Raw genomic sequence first — 17,017 nt, 5'->3', positions numbered from 1 at the left:
TACCGCAGGCTGCGATCTTTTGATCTTGCTCTTCAGCAACATCGAAACCATCAAAAGATCGCAGCCTGCGGCAGTTCCTACAAGGGAGGCGTGTGCAGCAATACGAAATCGTTTTTATCGAAACGTCCGCTCAATACCGGTGGCTGGGCACCCAGCGGAGTGCCTTGCAAGGCGTTGTAGTCGTTTCGGTCCATCATCAGCCAAGCCGGCCCCGAGAGGGCTTCCAGTTCCTGTGTCGACTCGGTGAACACCGGTTGAAAGTCCTGCTCGACATTGACCATGAACTTGATCGCCTTGGCGTCTTTGCCCATGCCGTGCAGCACCAACGGCGCCGGGGCTTTTTGAATCTCTGCGAACGCGGCTCGACTGAAGGCTTGCGTGTCGTAAAGCTGACGTTCGACCGGTTCATACACCAGGATATAAACCGACCACAGCGCCAGGACTGCGCAACAGGCCAGCACCTCGGCTCGCCAGTGGGAGCGGAACCAAGCCGCCAGCGTGATGACTTGCAGAGCCGCAAGCACGATCAATACCGGCACAAAGGCAGGAGGTTGTGCTGGCAGACGCCGCTGAATGATCAGCAATGCGACAATCAACACCCCCGGTATCACCAACCACAGCCCTTGCATCAAACCCCGCAACCAACCGAATACCCGACCTTGCGCCACCTGAAACGGGTACGCCGCAATGATCGCCGCCATGGGCAGCATCGGCAGCAGGTAACGGGCCTTTTTCGCCTGGGGAATCGATAAGCCAATCATCACGATCAACCCGGCCGCCGTGCAGTATTGCAACAAGCGTAATGCCGGACCTGCCTGCCGTGGATTCGTCAGCCAGACCGCGGCCAATACCAGCAGTGCCAATGGGTAAGCGAGCGCATAGTTGCCAAACGAAGCGGTGAAGTAATACAGCGAACCACTGACGCCTTCACTGCCGTCCATGCGCCCCATGAACTGCATGCGCACCACGTCATGCATGAAGGCCGTTCCACCACTGGCTTCGGCCAGCCACAGCAGTGCGCCGACGCACACCACCAACAACACCGCCGCCAACAGGCCAAAACCGAACAACCGCGACCATTGGCGATTGAGCAGGTAGTAGCTGCACAGCATACCGGTGGGGATCACCAGCCCGATCGGCCCGCGAATCCCGAAGCCCAACAGCAGCAGCACAAAAATCAGCGGCCACCGACGGGGCATCGCGAAATGATCGGCGGCGTACCCAAGGTAGAACACCGAAAAGGCCACGGCCGCCAGCATCAGGTCCTGGGACACGGCACGGGTTTCAGTGACAAATGTACTGGTGAGCAACAGCAACGCGATGCTTAGCAGCGCCCAGCGTGTGGAGCAGGGCGCGACCAACCGGTACATCAACGTGACGATCACCGCGGCGCCGATGGCGCTCGGCAACCACGCGGTGAGGCTATTGACCTGACCGAACGGCAGGGACAGCAGCCAGACAAACACCGTAGACAGCGCCGAGTAATCGGCATAGGGCTGGCCATAGGTGGTCGGGAAAAACGACGGCCCGTGGCGCAGCATCTCCTGGGCGAACAGCACGAACCGCGAATCGAAACCGATTGCTGTTTGCTGATAGACCCCCGCGATGAACAGCATGAACGTCAGCAGCCCGAACCCTAAGGACTGCCGACGAATGCCGGGCGATAGCGTACTCACGCGACGACTGAGGCCGATGGCCATTGCTGAAGGGGAATTGGCAATTTGCGGGATTCACCTCGGCCCATCGGGAAGTACAGGAAGCCGCTGCGGGCCAGGCGCTCTGCGTCGTACAGGTTACGTCCGTCGAAAATCACCGGTGCATTCAGGCGTTGCTGGATCAGGTCGAAGTCCGGCGCCTTGAACTGCTGCCATTCGGTGCAGATGATCAATGCATCGGCGCCCGAAAGGACTGATTCCGGCGTGCCCATGAGCATCAGCTTCGGTTCGTCAGGATAAAGCTGTTGGGTTTCCTGCATGGCTTCCGGGTCGAACGCCCGTACATTGGCCCCCGCAGCCCACAGCGACTCCAGTAGCACCCGGCTCGGCGCATCGCGCATGTCATCGGTGTTGGGCTTGAAGGCCAGGCCCCAAACGGCGAAGGTCTTGTCGCGCAAATCACCCTTGTAGAACGCGTTGATGCGTTCGAACAATTTGTGTTTTTGCCGCTCGTTGATGGCTTCCACCGCTTGCAGCAGGTCGCTGTTGCAATGGGCTTCTTCGGCACTGTGGATCAGAGCGCGCATGTCCTTGGGGAAACACGAGCCGCCGTACCCGCAGCCAGGGTAGATGAAGTGGTAACCGATGCGCGAGTCGGCACCGATGCCCAGCCGTACCGATTCGATGTCGGCCCCCAGGTGTTCGGCCAGTTCGGCGATCTGGTTGATGAAGCTGATTTTGGTCGCCAGCATGCAGTTGGCGGCGTATTTGGTCAGTTCGGCGCTGCGCAGGTCCATGAACATGACGCGGTCATGGTTGCGGTTGAACGGTGCATAGAGGTCGCGCATCACGTCGCGCACTTCATCGCCTTCACAGCCGATGATGATGCGGTCCGGGCGCCGGCAATCGGCCACGGCCGAACCTTCTTTCAAAAACTCCGGGTTGGAAACGATATCGAACTGCAGCTGACGGCCGGCCTTGAGCAGGTACTGGTCGATATGGGCGCGCAGCGTATCGCCGGTGCCCACCGGCACCGTGGATTTCTCCACCAGGATCACCGGTTGTTCACGATGACGCGCGACCGCTTCACCCACGGACAACACGTATTGCAGATCCGCCGAACCATCCTCCCGGGACGGCGTGCCGACGGCGATGAACAGCACCTGGCCATGTTGCACCGCGAACTTTTCGTCCGAGGTGAAGTGCAGCCGCTTGGCATCCAGGCTTTCACGCACCAGGCTGGCCAGCCCCGGCTCGAAGATGCTGACGTGGCCTTGTTGCAGCAACGCAACTTTTTTCTCGTCAATGTCCATGCACACTACGTCATGGCCGACTTCAGCCAGGACGGCGGCTTGCACCAGACCAACGTAACCGCTACCAAATACACTGATTTTCATGATGCACTCCTAAGTTCGGGCGCGCGAGCAGGTCGAGAATTAATAGTGATGACCCCCAGGATGACCAGCGCCACTCCCAGGGTTTTTGAAAGACTGAAGGATTCGTTGAACAGCGGCAGGCTGGCGGCCAGCACATACACCAGCGCGTAGCTGATGCTCAGCAGCGAATAGGCCCGACCCAGCGGCACATCCCGCAGGGCGGCGAGCCAGGTGAGCATCGACACGGCATAGGCGAGGATGGCGGCCAGCACGACAATCACAGCGGGCATATCGACGCTGCCGCTGCTCAAGGCCGCTAACCACTGTTCGGGATGTGGCAAGCGAGTCATGCTCCAGCGCATGCCCAACTGCGCGGCGGTGCCCAGCACTACGCTGCCCATGGCAAAGGCGATTCCGCGACGCAGGCTCATGCGTGTTGCCCCAGCAACGCCACGCCACCAATCACCAGCGCCACGCCCAACCAGTGACGGCGGTCGATGACTTCGTGAAAGACGAAACGGGCGACCAGTGTGATCAGCACGAAATTCAGGCTGAGCATGGGATAGGCGATACCGACTTCGAGACGCTGCAACACCAGCAGCCAGACCAGCAAACCCAGCCCCAGAGAGGCGAGCGCCAGCCACAGCCAGGGCGAACGCAGTTTCTCGCCCCAGCCCGAGGTCTTGCCACGCCAGCTTTCCACGGCGTACTTCTGGGCGATCTGGCCAAGGCAAGTCAGCAGGCAGGCGGTCAGTAGCAGCAACAGGCTCATGACGCATCCCGAGGGAAGATCAGGATCACCAGGTTGCCTTGTTCATAACGTTTGCCATCCTTGGGCAGCAGTTCGATTTCTTGCAGTTCGTCATCCCCTTTGACCCGCATCACCACGCCGACCGAACCACTCTGACGCGCTTCGCGCATCCACTGTTGCACGTGCTCGAGATCGACCCGCTGCTGCATTGCATCTGGATCAGGGTAGTCGAGGCCGTATTTCAATTCGCCTATCGTGTTGTACAACGCCACCTCCGGGCGTTTCAAGCGCCAGGCCAGCGCCGAGGCAGCGCCCAGGTCGTTGCTCAACAGTTTGTCGGTTTGCGCCAGCTCCGGGGCGTGCTGGAGGATGAACTGGTCGGGCATCTTGTTCGCCACCACCGAATCCGGCATGCCGGCCGGCAGCACGCCGATCAGCAGCAAACTGCCAAAAGCCGGTGCCGCCCAGCATTGCAAGGGACGGAAGGCCTGCAGCAGGTTGGCCATGATCCAGCCGATCAACCCGATGAACACCAATACCAGGTTGTGCAGTTCGTGGGTGTACAGCGGTTTTTTCAGTTGCAGATAAACCAGCGCAATCAGGACGATCAGGCCCAGCGTCATGTTCAGCAGGCCATTGATCCCCAGCACCCGGCCTTGTTCCAGCTTCAGTCGGTCCGCCAGGGCATGGCCCAGCAACAACGCCAGAGGCAGCAGGCAGGGCATGATGTAGGTCGGCAGCTTGCCGTTGCTCAGGCTGAAAAACAGCAAGGGCATCAGCAACCACAGCAGCAGGAAAGCGATGTTGGCCTGACGCCGGGTCTGCCAGGCCTGTTTCAGCGCCGATGGCAGCAACGCCGCCCATGGCAGGCTGAACGCCACCAGCAGCGGCAGGTAGAACCACCATGGCGCATCGTGTTGGGCGTCATCCCCGGCGAAGCGGCGAATGTGTTCGTGCCAGAAGAAGAACCGCCAGTAATCGGGTTCCTGCGTGTGCACCGCCAAGGCCCACGGCAGGCTCACCGCGATGGCCACGACAATCGCCACTGGGCCGTAAGTCAGCAGTTCCCGCCAGCGTTTCTGCCAGAGCACCCAGGGCAGGGCGATCAATACCGGCAACGCCCAGGCGAGGAAGCCCTTGGTCATGAAACCCATGCCGCAGGCCAGCCCCAGTACAGTCCAGCCGAGCAGACGTTGGCCACGGCTGGTGCTGTCCAGCGCAAACCACAAAGCCACCAGGCTCAGGTTTACCCAGAAGGTGAATTGCGGATCGAGGTTGGCGTAGCCGGCTTGCCCGGCGATGATCGCAAAACTCATGTACAGCAGCGCGCAAGCAAAACTCTTGCGCGGCTCGTTCCACAGCCGGTGAGCGATCAGATAACACAGCAACACGCTCAGCCCGGTGCTCAGCACCGAGGCGATACGCACGCCAAACAGATTGTCGCCAAACAGCGCTTGGCCGATGGCAATCATCCAGTAGCCTGCGATGGGTTTTTCGAAGTAACGCAGGCTCATGAAGTGCGGCGACACCCAGTTACCGCTCAGGAGCATGTCCTGGCTGATCTGGGCGTAACGGGTTTCGTCGGGAATCCATAGGCCGTGGGTGCCCAGTGGCAACAAGTACGCCAGCAGCAGAACGACCAGTAATAACGGCAATGCCCAAGGTTTGCTCATGCGCCTTGAACCCCTAGCCATCCTTCGCGACCCTCAAGGGTGCCGCGTACAACCCGGCCCTTCGGCAAGATGACGGGGGCGTCGGGTAGCAAATTGCCCAAGGGTTGGAAATGAATATCACGTTGGCGAGCATCGGCCAGTAATTGGCGAAAATCGTTGGCCATCAGAATCCCTTCTACTTCGGCATGGACAGTGTAGACATTGAGTTTTTGCGGGGAGAACCGCTCAAGAATAAAGGTGTTGAAGTCTTTGGCTGCGACGGTGGGGCCGACCACTTCGTCGAAGGTCGGCAGGTCCACCGGAATCTGCGGTGCGCCCAGACTACCATTGGTCAGGATTGGCTGGAACAGGTGCTGGCCTCGACAATCGCTGTTGTAGCGAAAGCCGAAACCTTGCTTGGCTTCGATCACACGCTCGTCCGCCCGCCAACCGGCGGATGCCGAGCATTCGACTTTTTGACCGAGGATGTCACTGAGGCTATCGACGCCACGGCGAATTTGCTCGATCAGTTGCGCCTGGCTCCAGCGTCCGGCATTGGCCTGCCAGCCGTGGTGATCCCAGGCGTGCAGGCCGACTTCATGCCCGGCCGCCTGGGCCTGACGCATCAGGTGCCCGAGGTCGCGACCGATCGGTTTGCCCGGCCACGCAGTGCCGGCCAACAAAATATCCCAGCCATACAGGCCGGCAGCGTTGGAACGAAGCATCTTCCAGAGAAACTGCGGACGGATAAGGCGCCACAAGTGGCGCCCCATGTTGTCTGGCCCGACGCTGAAGAAAAACGTCGCCTTGACCTGTGCTTCATCGAGTATTTCGAGTAACCGCGGCACCCCTTCACGGGTGCCTCGGTAGGTGTCGACATCGATTCGAAGGCCTGCCTGCATCAACGTTTTTTGTCCGCGATTTCGAGCATGGCCTCGCGCAGGAAGAAGTCCAGCGTGTTGCCGATGGTTTCCTTCATCTCCACGGTGGGTGCCCAGTCAAGCAGACGCTTGGCGTTGGCGATGCTCGGTTTGCGGTGAGACACGTCCTGATAGCCAGTGCCGTAGAAAGCCTTGCTTTCGATATCGCGGAAACCGGCGAATGGCGGGAAGTTGTCGCGCAACGGGTGAGCTTCGAACTGACGCAGCAGTTCTTCGCCCAGCTGACGAATGCTGGCTTCGTTGTCCGGGTTGCCGATGTTGATGATCTGACCGTTGCAGACATCGTTGTCGTTGTCGATGATCCGCGCCAGGGCTTCGACGCCATCGGCGATGTCGGTGAAGCAGCGTTTTTGTTCGCCGCCGTCGAACAGGCGAATTGGCGTGCCTTCCACCAGGTTCAGGATCAACTGGGTGATGGCCCGGGAACTGCCGATACGCGCCGAGTCCAGACGGTCCAGGCGTGGGCCCATCCAGTTGAAAGGGCGGAACAGGGTGAAGTTCAGGCCTTTCTGGCCGTAAGCCCAGATCACTCGGTCAAGCAGTTGCTTGGAGATCGAGTAGATCCAGCGTTGCTTGTTGATCGGCCCGACCACCAGGTTGGAGCTGTCTTCGTCGAAGTTGGCGTCCTGGCACATGCCATAGACTTCGGAGGTCGACGGGAAGATCACGCGCTTGTTGTACTTGACGCAGTAGCGAACCAGTTTCAGGTTCTCTTCGAAATCCAGTTCGAACACACGCAGCGGATTGCGGGTGTATTCGATCGGCGTGGCGATCGCCACCAGCGGCAGGACCACGTCGCATTTCTTGATGTGGTACTCGATCCACTCCGAGTGGATGCTGATATCGCCTTCGACGAAGTGGAAGTTCGGGTGGCTGCGCAGGCGCTCGATGGCGTCCGAGCCGATATCCAGACCGTACACTTCATAGCGATCGTCACGCAGCAGACGCTCGGACAGGTGATTGCCGATGAAGCCGTTGACGCCAAGGATAAGCACGCGGGTGCGGCGCGGTGCACGGCCCGATTCGGCGCCACGCAGCACAGAACCGTCGACCAGCCCCAGCTCGTTGGCCAGTTGCGGGCCGCTGAGGTACAGGCCATTGTCGTTGCGTTGGCCGGCGTTGATCACCAGCGAGTCTTCGCCGCAGGCGATTCGCAGCGGATCGACGCTGATAACCCGGCCGGGTGCCTGGCCTTCGTTGCCCTTGACGACATCCGCGCTCCAGACAATCAACTTGTGCTCGCCCACGGCACAGAACGCGCCCGGGTAAGGTTGGGTCACGGCGCGGACCAGATTGAACAGTTCTTCGGCCGGTTTGCTCCAGACCAGTTTGCCGTCCGCCGGGGTGCGACGGCCAAACACTGTGGCTTTGGATTCGTCCTGCGCAGTCTCGCTGATTTTGCCTTGAAGCAGTGCAGGCAAGGTGTCGCGCAGCAGATCGCTGGCAGCCTGGCGCAATTTGCCGTGCAGGGTCAGCGCGGTGTCGGCGCGCTCGATCGCTACCCGCTCCTGGGCAATGATGGCGCCGGCATCGGCACGTTTGACCATGCGGTGCAGGGTCACGCCGGTCTCGGTTTCACCGTTGACCAGTACCCAGTTGGCCGGTGCGCGGCCACGGTAGCGAGGCAGCAACGAACCGTGCAGGTTGAAGGCGCCTTTGCTGGCCGTGGCCAACAGTGGTTCGCTCAGCAGGTTGCGGTAGTAGAACGAAAACAGGTACTCGGGGTTGAGTTTGCTGATGCGCTCGATCCACAGCGGGTGGTTGGCGTCTTCCGGAGCGTGCACCGGGATGCCTTTACGGGCGCACAGTTGCGCAACCGAGCCATAGAACGCATTTTCCTTCGGGTCATCGGGATGGGTGAACACGGCTGCAATCTCGAAACCGCTGGCAAGCAGGGATTCGATGCCGGCACAGCCAATATCGTGATAAGCGAAGACAACAGCTTTTGCACTCATGAGAGAACCTGATCTGAAGAAGTGGAAGTGAGACCGTCAACGGTGACAACGGGGGCAGGAGCAGAAGGGGTGCTACGTAAAACTTTTTCGATAAAGAACCGTGGACGTGCCCGGACGTCGCTGTACATGCGGCCCAGGTACTCGCCCAGCAGGCCCATGCCAATGAATTGCCCACCGGTGAAAACGAACAATACGGCGAACAGGACGAACGTACCGCCGCCCGCCCAACCGGCGCCGAAAGCCATGCGCAGCACAATCAGCGCGATGGCGAACAGCACGCCGAGGCCGGCCATGCCGAAGCCGACGATGCTCAGCAATCGCAGGGGCGTGGTGGTCATGCAGGTGATCAGGTCGAACATCAGGTTGATCAGGCGCATCGGGCTGTATTTGGATTCGCCGTGTTCACGCTCGGCGTGGGTCACCAGAATTTCCGTGGTGTGCCGGGCGAAGCTGTTGGCCAGGATCGGGATGAACGTGCTGCGTTCGCGGCAGGCGAGCATGGCGTCGACGATGGTGCGGCGGTAGGCGCGCAGCATGCAGCCGTAGTCGCTCATGGCAACACCGGTGGAGCGTTGCACGGCAAGGTTGATCAGCTTCGACGGCCAGCGACGCAAGGCCGAGTCCTGACGGTTGTTGCGCACCGTGGCGACTACGTCATAGCCCAGTTCGGCCTGAGCCACCAGCCGCGGGATTTCTTCAGGCGGGTTTTGCAGGTCGGCGTCGAGGGTGATCACCACGTCGCCCTTGCATTGTTCGAACCCTGCCATGATCGCCGCGTGCTGGCCGTAGTTGCGGTTGAGAATGACCGCCACCACCGGGCTGCCGTCGAGACTGGCCGCGTCCTCGAGGATTTGCGCCGAGTTGTCGCGGCTGCCGTCGTCGACCAGCACAATTTCGTAGTCATGATGCAGTTGCTGGCACGCCGCTTCGGTGCGCCGGAGCAACTCAGGCAGGCTGTCTTCTTCGTTATAGACCGGGATGACGATTGATACGCAACGGATCGGATAAGGTTTCACAGGCTTCTGTCCAGTGTTTTTTCAATGGCGCCGACGACACGATCGACATCATCGCTGGTCATGTCGGGGAACAACGGGATCGAACACAGCCGCGCCGAGTTCCATTCGGTGTTGGGCAGGTAGATGTTGGGGAAACGCTGCCGGTAGTAAGTGTGCAGGTGGGTGGCGATGAAGTGAATACCTGTGCCGATGTTCTGTTCCTGCAACGCCTTCATGAACGCCTCGCGATCCAGCCCGCAACGTTCGGCGTCGATGCGCAGGATGAACAGATGCCAGGCGTGCTGTTGCGCATGGGCCGGAATGGCCAGCGGTTGCACCGGCAGGCCTTCAAGGCGTTGCAGGTAGGTCTGGGCCAGCTCTGTGCGCTTGGCGTTGATCGCGTCCAGGCGTTCCAGTTGCACCAGGGCGATGGCAGCATTGATGTCGGCCAGGTTGTACTTGAAGCCGGGTTCGATCACCTGGGCCTGGGGTTTGCGGCCGTGGGTGAGGCGGTCGTAGGCGTCGACGCCCAGGCCATGGAACTTGAGCATGCGTACCCGATTGGCCAGGGCTTCGTCGTCGCTGACGAACATCGCGCCTTCGGCGCAGGTCATGTTCTTGATCGCGTGGAACGAGAAGATCGCCGTGCCTTGGGCGCCGACATGCCGACCTTTATAGAAAGTGCCCGCCGCGTGAGCCGCGTCTTCGATGACGGTGATGCCATGTTTGTCGGCCAGAGCGTAGAGCGGATCGAGGTCGAATGCCGCGCCGGCGTAATGCACCGGAATGATTGCCTTGGTGCGAGGCGTGATCGCCGCTTCGATGCTCGCCAGGTCGCTCATCAACGTGTCGCGGTCAACGTCGACGAAAACCGGCGTCGCACCGAGCAGGCAGATCATGTTGGCGGTGGACACCCAGGTCTGCGACGGAGTGATGACTTCGTCGCCGGGACCGATACCCAAGGCCAGTAAAGTAATGTGCATGCCACCGGTGGCCGAGGACAATGCGACGGCATGTCGACAGCCGACATAGTTGGCGAAGTGTTCTTCCAGTTGCTGGTTTTTCGGCCCGGTAGTGATCCAGCCAGAGCGCAGTACTTGCTCTACCGCAGCAATTTCTTCGTCGCCGATACTCGGGCGAGAGAAGGGGAGAAACGCCTGACTCATGGGCACCTCGGAACTGAAAAAAAATTAGACTATCAGGCTTGAACGTTGGATCCAACATCAGCGTAGACGCTAAAACAAACGCTGCATCAAGCAGTTGCCAGTAATTTGTGACAAATTACATCGGTTGACTTTGCTTGTCATGCCCGGCGGATTGGACGCCATCAAGACGCCATCTCCGGTCCGTTGAGGGTAAGCGCGATTTTGTGAAAGGAACATGAAAAACCGGTAGGTGATTCGTTTTATTTCAAGCCCATACAGGCACTGTTCAGACTTCTACCGGCTCATCGCACTTTTTGTAGGGAAAGGCGTCCAGAAGTGTCCGCCTTGATGGACTTGCGCTGCATTGCTTAGTTGTTTTTTTTCAATTGTTATATTCGGGGCGATTTCGTTTCTTACCCGTTACCGATTCAAAACCTTAAGGTTCGCTCAGTACATGAGCATGGCCGATGGTCGACACATGAACCTCGCTGCCAGCGGGTGGCGCATGCATGCCGGAGCTGCGCACCAGCAATGAACGCCCCGGACGCTCATCAGCGCTCAACGTCTGCAATTCCACGGTCAATGTGCAGGTATTACCGCCGAAATCGCATTCGGTGACCACGCCGCGACAGCCGTCCTGTTGCTCCAGGCCGTGGGGCGCGCTGATCAGCTGAAGTTGCTCGGGGCGCAGCATGATTTGCGCTGATCGGTTGTTTCTGTGGTTGTTGACCGGTATGCGACCCAGATCGCAATGAGCCCAACCCGCTTCGATTCTGGCCGGCATGACCACGGCATCCCCGAGAAACAGGGCGGTTTGTTCATCGGCGGGATAGCGGTAAAGGTCCAGCGGATGTCCGGATTGCACTAGCCGGCCCTGACGCATCACCGCCAACTGATCGGCGAATGACAACGCTTCACTTTGATCGTGAGTCACCAGAATGGTCGTGACACCGGCGTCAGCCAGAAGCCTTGCGACCAATTTGCGCATGGCGGCGCGCAAACCGGTATCGAGTGCCGAAAACGGCTCGTCCAGCAACATCAGCCGTGGTTGTTGCGCCAGGGCCCGGGCCAGCGCGACACGCTGTTGCTGGCCGCCGGAGAGTTCATGCGGCCAACGATTGGCCATGCTCGAGTCCAGTGCCACGCTGTCCATCAACTCAGCGACACGTTCCTGTTTGGCAACGCCCTTGGCCGCCAGCCCGAAACCGATGTTGGCGGCTACGGTCATGTGCGGGAACAGTGCACCATCCTGCGGAACATAGCCGATCAAGCGTTGATGCGCGGGTACCTCGCGGGTGCCGTCGACCAGCGTCTGACCATTGAGCGCAAGGCTGCCCGAGTCCGGGAACTCGAAACCGGCGATCATTCGCAGCAAGGTGGTCTTGCCCGAACCGGACGGGCCGACGATCACCGTACGGCTTCCCGTCGGCACCGACAGGCTGATGTTCTCCAGGGCTCGTTGAGAACCGTAGGACTTGCAGATCGAGTGGAGTTCAAGAGCGTTCATCGGCCAGCCGTGCGTTTGGATTGGTGGTAAAGAAGTCCGGTTAACGGAAGCGACAGCAGAATCATGAGCAAGGCATAGGGCGCCGCGGCGGCATAGTCGATTTCACTGGTCATTGCCCAGAAACCGGTGGCCAGGGTGCGCGTGCCATTGGGGGCGAGCAGCAGGGTGGCGGTCAACTCATTGCTGACCGCCAGAAACACCAGCGCAGCGCCAGCGGCAGCACCGGGTGCGGCCAGACGCAGAGTGATCAGCCACAACGCCCGACCAGGCGAACGGCCGAGGCTGCGCGCCATGTTCTCCAGTTCCACCGGCGCCTGGGCGATGCCTGCGCGCAAACTCACCAGGGCGCGGGGCAAAAACATCAGTAAATACGCCAACAGCACCGTGATGGTGGTCTGGTAAATCGGTCGGGCAAAATGAATCGTCAGCGTTACCAGTGCCAGCGCAACGACAATCCCCGGCAACGCGCTGGTAATGTAGTTGCAGCTTTCCAGCACACGTTGCAACGGGCCCGGTGAGCGAATCGACAGCCAGGCGATCGGGATGGCCGCGCATGTGGTAATGAGCGCACCGGCGGCCCCGAGCATCAGCGTCTGCTCCAGCGCCGGCAACAGTTCGCTCAGGTTCCAGACTTGCGCGCCACCGGCGATCAGCCACTTGCCAAGGGTGATCAACGGCACACCGAGTGCCAGCACACAGGTCATGCCTTGCAGCGTGAGCGCGAGCAGGGTGGTGCGCAACTTCAAGCGCACGATCCTTTGTTCGCGCGCGCTTCCCGACCCGACCCGGGCGTAGCGCGCCGTGCCGCGAGCAGCCGACTCGGCCGTCAGCATGGCGAGGCAGCAGAGCGCGAGGACGCCGGCCAGCATATTGGCAGCAGGCCCGTTGAAGGTGGACTTGAACTGATCGAAGATGGCCGTGGTGAAGGTGTCGAAGCGAATCATCGCGTACAGACCGTACTCGGCCAGCAAGTGCAGCCCCACCAGCAAGGCACCGCCGCAGATGGCCAGGCGCAACTGCGGCAGCACCACGCGAAAGAACACTGCCCAGGGCTTGAGCCCCAACGACTCGGAGACATCTTCGATGGCCGGATCGAGCCGGCGCAAAGTCGCTGCTATCGGCAGGTAAAGAAACGGGAAATAGGCGATGACCGACACCAGAACACCGGCAAACAGCCCATGAATCGGTGGCACCAGACTGACCCACGCATAGCTGTGCACGAATGCCGGCACCGCCAGCGGCGCCGTCGCCAACAGCGACCACCAGCGTCGCCCCGGCAAGTTGGTGCGTTCCGTCAACCAGGCCAGCGCCAGCCCTAGTGCGATGCACAAGGGAATAGTGAGCACCACCAGGAGCACGGTGTTGATCAGCAATTCGCCGACGCGTGGGCGCCATACCAGCGTCACCAGTGTCGCCCAGCCAGTCTGCACCGATACGCCGATCACGAAAGCAATCGGCAGTAACGCCAGTAACGACATCAGCACCGACAGACTAATCACCCAGGCGCCGCCGCGGCCTGCGAAGAGGCCGCGAGAGCGTGCGCGCAAGTGTGCAGAGGACGCCGCAGCGACCTCTGCCGGTAGCGTTTCAGGAAGCAATTAGAGCAACCCGGCCTGGGTCATCAGCTCAACCGCCTTTTTGCTGTCGAGTTTCGAGACGTCGACAGTCGGAGCGTCGAGTTGCTGCAGCGGCACCAGTTTCGGATTGGACTCTGCATTCTTGCCCACGGCGTATTCAAACGAGTTGCCGTTCTTGAGGATCGCCTGGCCGTCTTTGCCGGTAATCCATTTCAGGAATGCCTGGGCCTGTTCCTTGTGTTGACTGGAGGCCAGGACGCCGCCGCCGGACAGGCTGACAAAGGCACCTGGATCCTTGTGTTTGAAGTAGTTCAGCGAGGTGTTCTTGCTGTTCTCGCCGGTCTTGGACTGATCGACGAAGCTGTAATAGTGATAGATCACGCCGCTGTCGATCTGACCGGCATTGACCGCCTTGAGCACGGCGCTGTTGCCCCGGTAGGCGGTGAAGTTGGTTTTCATGGCTTTCAGCCAGTCGAGGGTCGCGGCTTCACCCTTGAGTTCCAATACAGCTGCGACGATGGCCTGGAAGTCGGCGCCTGCTGGCGAAGCAGCCCAGCGGCCTTTCCAGTTCGGTGCGGCGAGGTCCATCAGCGATTTTGGCAAGTCTGCTTCAGACAGCTTGCTCGGGTTGTAGACGAACACCGTGGAGCGCGCGGCAATCCCTACCCATTTGCCATGCGCCGGACGATAGGCCGCGCCCACTTGTTCCAGCGTGCTCGGCGCAACCGGTGCAAACAGCCCCGCGTTGTCGACCAACACCATCGCCGGGGAGTTTTCGGTCAGGAACACGTCGGCCGGGGAGGCTGCACCTTCCTGCACAAGCTGATTGCCCATCTCGGTGTCGTCGCCATTGCGCACGGTCACTTTGATACCGGTTTCCTTGGTGAAGCCTTCGATCCAGGCTTTGGTCAGGCTTTCGTGTTGAGCGTTGTAGACCACGATACCGTCAGCCTGCGCAGCGGCATACACATGACCGGCGCTGAGGAAAGCAGTGGTCAGCAATGCGTTTTTAAGGAACGAGGGGATGCGGGAAATCATTCTGTCGACGGCTCCTGTTTTTTTAGTCAACACGCGCGGATTCATTATTGGAACAATGCGAATCATTTGCATGTTTGAGTCGCCGCGAATGTAGAGCTCCAAATGAGAAAAAAACGTCAAAAAATCGTAAATAGATGTCATTTCACTGTCGGTGGAAAACTTGAGCCGACACGGTGGTGGGCAACTTTCAAACGATATCTTCGATCAGAGTGTGGCTTTGGGCCCCTTGGCTGAACTTTGGCCTGGTCTGAGGTGGCGTGGGGGCTCAAGGCTTATAACGCATCATAGCAATGGTCACGCGTGTCCCTGTCTGCGGCGTACTTTGAACCGTCAGATGTCCACCCAGTCTTTCGACAATCCGCTTGCAGTGGGCAAACCCAAGCCCGAACGACGATGGTTGCGACCGTGCGGCGTCGGCACGAAAAAACACTTGCCCCAACTGCCGGATCTCTTGCGCGGACATGCCTGCACCGTTATCGGTGATCCGGATGATCAAACCGCTGCCTGGTTGTTCGTCCAGAGTGACGTCGACAGTACCGCCGGCCGGGGTGTACTTGATGGCGTTGTCCAGCAAGTTGCCAAACACCACTTCCCACTGTTCCGGACCTCCGGCGACTTGGGCCTGATAATCCTCCAGCAGATGCAGGGAGAGACTGAGACCTTTGAGTTCGGCGGCCTTGCGCCAACGCTCAACGGCATTGAGCGCATTGTCATTCAACCCGCTTGCCTGCCCGGCAATCTCGGTGGTGCCCTCCAGTTGCGCAAGGTCCAACAGGCCGAGAGACAGGCGCTTGAGCACCTGCATTTCGGCCAGCACATCACGACAGGTCTGGGCGTAATCTTCGGCGTGCCGTGGCCGCGCCAGAATGACCTCCAGCGCAGAGGTCACGGCAGCAATCGGCGTCTTCAGTTCATGGGAGGCGTTGGCGATAAACAGCCGTTGATGTTCCAGCACCTCCTGAACCGCCGCTTCCATTTGCGCGTAGCTGTCGAACAGCAGTTTTTCTTCCGCCGAGTGCGCCTCGAACACCACCCGGCGGGTGAATTCCGGCGGCTTCAAGGTGCGCAGTTGTCGAGCGAAATGGCGAAGGTTGCGGGTGGAGAGCGACACTACGATAAAACTGCCAAGCGTCGTCAACAGCAATATCCCTATCGCGGCCAGAGCCACCACCCGTTTGAAGGCGTCGACCGCATTGAGCACCGGTTGCGCGTTGGTGGCCACCAGCAGCCTGGCTTTCAGCGGGCCTTCGGGGCCGGCGCGCTCAAGGTCGCCCATCTGTGCGATCCATTTCTCGTGACCGACATCGAACAGGAACGTCTCTTCGTCGCCCGCGCGAACCTGACTCATGGCCTCGCGAAGCGCTTTGCGCATTGACGGCGTTGGCCCCCAGGACTCTTGCAGCATCTCACCCGATATCGATGACAAATCAAAATACAGGTCGTGATCGTGATCCAGTTCCGAGGCGAATTCACCCTGGCGCTGATAGACCAACTGTGCGTTTTCGACGCTGATCAGCGACTCGATGACGTCCGACTGGGTATCAAGATGGTGCCGCAGTTCATCGAGCCGGGTGGTTTGCACCCAATGACTCAGCCACACATAGCCGACGAGCAACACACACGCCTGAACCACGAACAGCGTGAGTGCGATTTTGATGTTCAGTGCCAGGTTACGCCACACGAAGGATCAACCCTTTGCCGCGAACGGTTTCAATCTCGACGTCGGCCCCAGCCAACTTGCGTCGCAGGCGATTGAGCAGCACGTCCAGGCTGTTGCTGTCCGGCTCGCTGTCGAAAGGGTAGAGCAACCCCAGCAATACCGTGCGGGTCTGCAGTTGATTCGCCTTGCCGGCCAGCGCCACCAGTAGATTGTATTCCATGCCCGTGAGATCCAGCGGACGGTCGCCGATGCTGACCCGCAAGGTGTCGAGTTCGATGTTCAGATTGCCCAGTGTCAGCGATTTCGAGCCACGGGCGATCGAGCGTCGATAGAGGGCATTGAGCCGCGACACCAACTCGATCATTTCGAAAGGTTTGCTCAGATAATCGTCGGCGCCACGATCCAGGCCCTGCACCCGATCCACTACTTCGCTTCTGGCCGTGACCATGATCACCGGCACGTCGTTGCCCTTGCCGCGCACCACGCTGAGTACCTCCAGACCCGATATCTGCGGCAGCATCCAGTCCAGCACCAACACGTCGTATTCACTGGCATCGGCATAGTACAAGGCCTCTTTACCGTCCCTGGCCAGATCCACCACCCAGCCTTCTTCCTCAAGCCCGCGCTTGATGCTGTTACCCAGCAGGGCATTGTCTTCGGCCACCAGAACCTTCATCGCTCGCTTCCTGATCAGGCATCGCAGGCGTGCATTCATTGCATGTCCGGCACGCACTGGCAAGCCGTCGCACAGCCATGCGACTTCGT

14 protein-coding genes are annotated in these 17,017 nt (G+C 59.9%); all 14 read right to left on the bottom strand.

Annotated elements, in window-relative coordinates; genetic code table 11:
• Window positions 1-77 precede the first annotated feature (77 nt).
• The gene (locus tag ACCC96_RS22325; protein WP_413696927.1) at window positions 78-1,700 is read right to left on the bottom strand and encodes an ArnT family glycosyltransferase; all 1,623 of its coding nucleotides are present in this window, start codon (window positions 1,698-1,700) and stop codon (window positions 78-80) included.
• Window positions 1,673-3,052, bottom strand: coding sequence for a UDP-glucose dehydrogenase family protein (locus ACCC96_RS22320; RefSeq protein ID WP_258674036.1), 1,380 nt, complete (start codon window positions 3,050-3,052; stop codon window positions 1,673-1,675). The genes ACCC96_RS22325 and ACCC96_RS22320 overlap by 28 nt, the downstream gene beginning before the upstream one ends.
• Complete coding sequence (gene arnF, locus ACCC96_RS22315) at window positions 3,049-3,462, bottom strand: 4-amino-4-deoxy-L-arabinose-phosphoundecaprenol flippase subunit ArnF (protein ID WP_019578860.1); 414 nt, start codon at window positions 3,460-3,462, stop codon at window positions 3,049-3,051. Before arnF ends, ACCC96_RS22320 begins: the two co-directional genes overlap by 4 nt.
• A complete protein-coding gene (arnE, locus tag ACCC96_RS22310) occupies window positions 3,459-3,803 on the bottom strand; it encodes a 4-amino-4-deoxy-L-arabinose-phosphoundecaprenol flippase subunit ArnE (protein ID WP_018925830.1) in 345 nt (114 codons plus the stop codon). The genes arnF and arnE overlap by 4 nt, the downstream gene beginning before the upstream one ends.
• Entirely contained in the window at window positions 3,800-5,455 is a 1,656-nt protein-coding gene (gene arnT / locus ACCC96_RS22305; RefSeq protein WP_019649682.1) for a lipid IV(A) 4-amino-4-deoxy-L-arabinosyltransferase, read from the bottom strand. The genes arnE and arnT overlap by 4 nt, the downstream gene beginning before the upstream one ends.
• Window positions 5,452-6,336: a 4-deoxy-4-formamido-L-arabinose-phosphoundecaprenol deformylase gene (gene arnD, locus ACCC96_RS22300; RefSeq protein WP_258674039.1), complete on the bottom strand. Its 885-nt coding sequence runs from the start codon at window positions 6,334-6,336 to the stop codon at window positions 5,452-5,454. The genes arnT and arnD overlap by 4 nt, the downstream gene beginning before the upstream one ends.
• Window positions 6,336-8,330 (bottom strand): bifunctional UDP-4-amino-4-deoxy-L-arabinose formyltransferase/UDP-glucuronic acid oxidase ArnA, encoded by a 1,995-nt coding sequence (gene arnA / locus ACCC96_RS22295; protein ID WP_413696926.1) that lies wholly within the window; start codon window positions 8,328-8,330, stop codon window positions 6,336-6,338. Before arnA ends, arnD begins: the two co-directional genes overlap by 1 nt.
• Complete coding sequence (gene arnC / locus ACCC96_RS22290; protein WP_258614310.1) at window positions 8,327-9,346, bottom strand: undecaprenyl-phosphate 4-deoxy-4-formamido-L-arabinose transferase; 1,020 nt, start codon at window positions 9,344-9,346, stop codon at window positions 8,327-8,329. The genes arnA and arnC overlap by 4 nt, the downstream gene beginning before the upstream one ends.
• Complete coding sequence (gene arnB, locus ACCC96_RS22285) at window positions 9,343-10,491, bottom strand: UDP-4-amino-4-deoxy-L-arabinose aminotransferase (protein WP_413696925.1); 1,149 nt, start codon at window positions 10,489-10,491, stop codon at window positions 9,343-9,345. Before arnB ends, arnC begins: the two co-directional genes overlap by 4 nt.
• A gap of 415 nt (window positions 10,492-10,906) precedes the next feature.
• A complete protein-coding gene (locus tag ACCC96_RS22280) occupies window positions 10,907-11,977 on the bottom strand; it encodes an ABC transporter ATP-binding protein (RefSeq protein ID WP_413696924.1) in 1,071 nt (356 codons plus the stop codon).
• Entirely contained in the window at window positions 11,974-13,575 is a 1,602-nt protein-coding gene (locus ACCC96_RS22275; RefSeq protein ID WP_258674043.1) for an ABC transporter permease, read from the bottom strand. The genes ACCC96_RS22280 and ACCC96_RS22275 overlap by 4 nt, the downstream gene beginning before the upstream one ends.
• Window positions 13,576-14,592, bottom strand: a complete 1,017-nt coding sequence (locus ACCC96_RS22270) for an iron ABC transporter substrate-binding protein (protein WP_413696923.1) — start codon at window positions 14,590-14,592, stop codon at window positions 13,576-13,578.
• Between the two features lie 265 nt (window positions 14,593-14,857).
• Complete coding sequence (locus ACCC96_RS22265) at window positions 14,858-16,273, bottom strand: sensor histidine kinase (protein ID WP_413696922.1); 1,416 nt, start codon at window positions 16,271-16,273, stop codon at window positions 14,858-14,860.
• The gene (locus ACCC96_RS22260) at window positions 16,263-16,928 is read right to left on the bottom strand and encodes a response regulator transcription factor (RefSeq protein WP_064617807.1); all 666 of its coding nucleotides are present in this window, start codon (window positions 16,926-16,928) and stop codon (window positions 16,263-16,265) included. The genes ACCC96_RS22265 and ACCC96_RS22260 overlap by 11 nt, the downstream gene beginning before the upstream one ends.
• Window positions 16,929-17,017 lie beyond the last annotated feature (89 nt).

Origin of the sequence: Pseudomonas sp. Pseusp11 (assembly GCF_047304405.1) — a bacterium.
Taxonomy (GTDB): domain Bacteria; phylum Pseudomonadota; class Gammaproteobacteria; order Pseudomonadales; family Pseudomonadaceae; genus Aquipseudomonas.
Note: the sequence above shows the minus strand (reverse complement) of the source record. Positions and strands in the feature narration are given on the sequence as shown.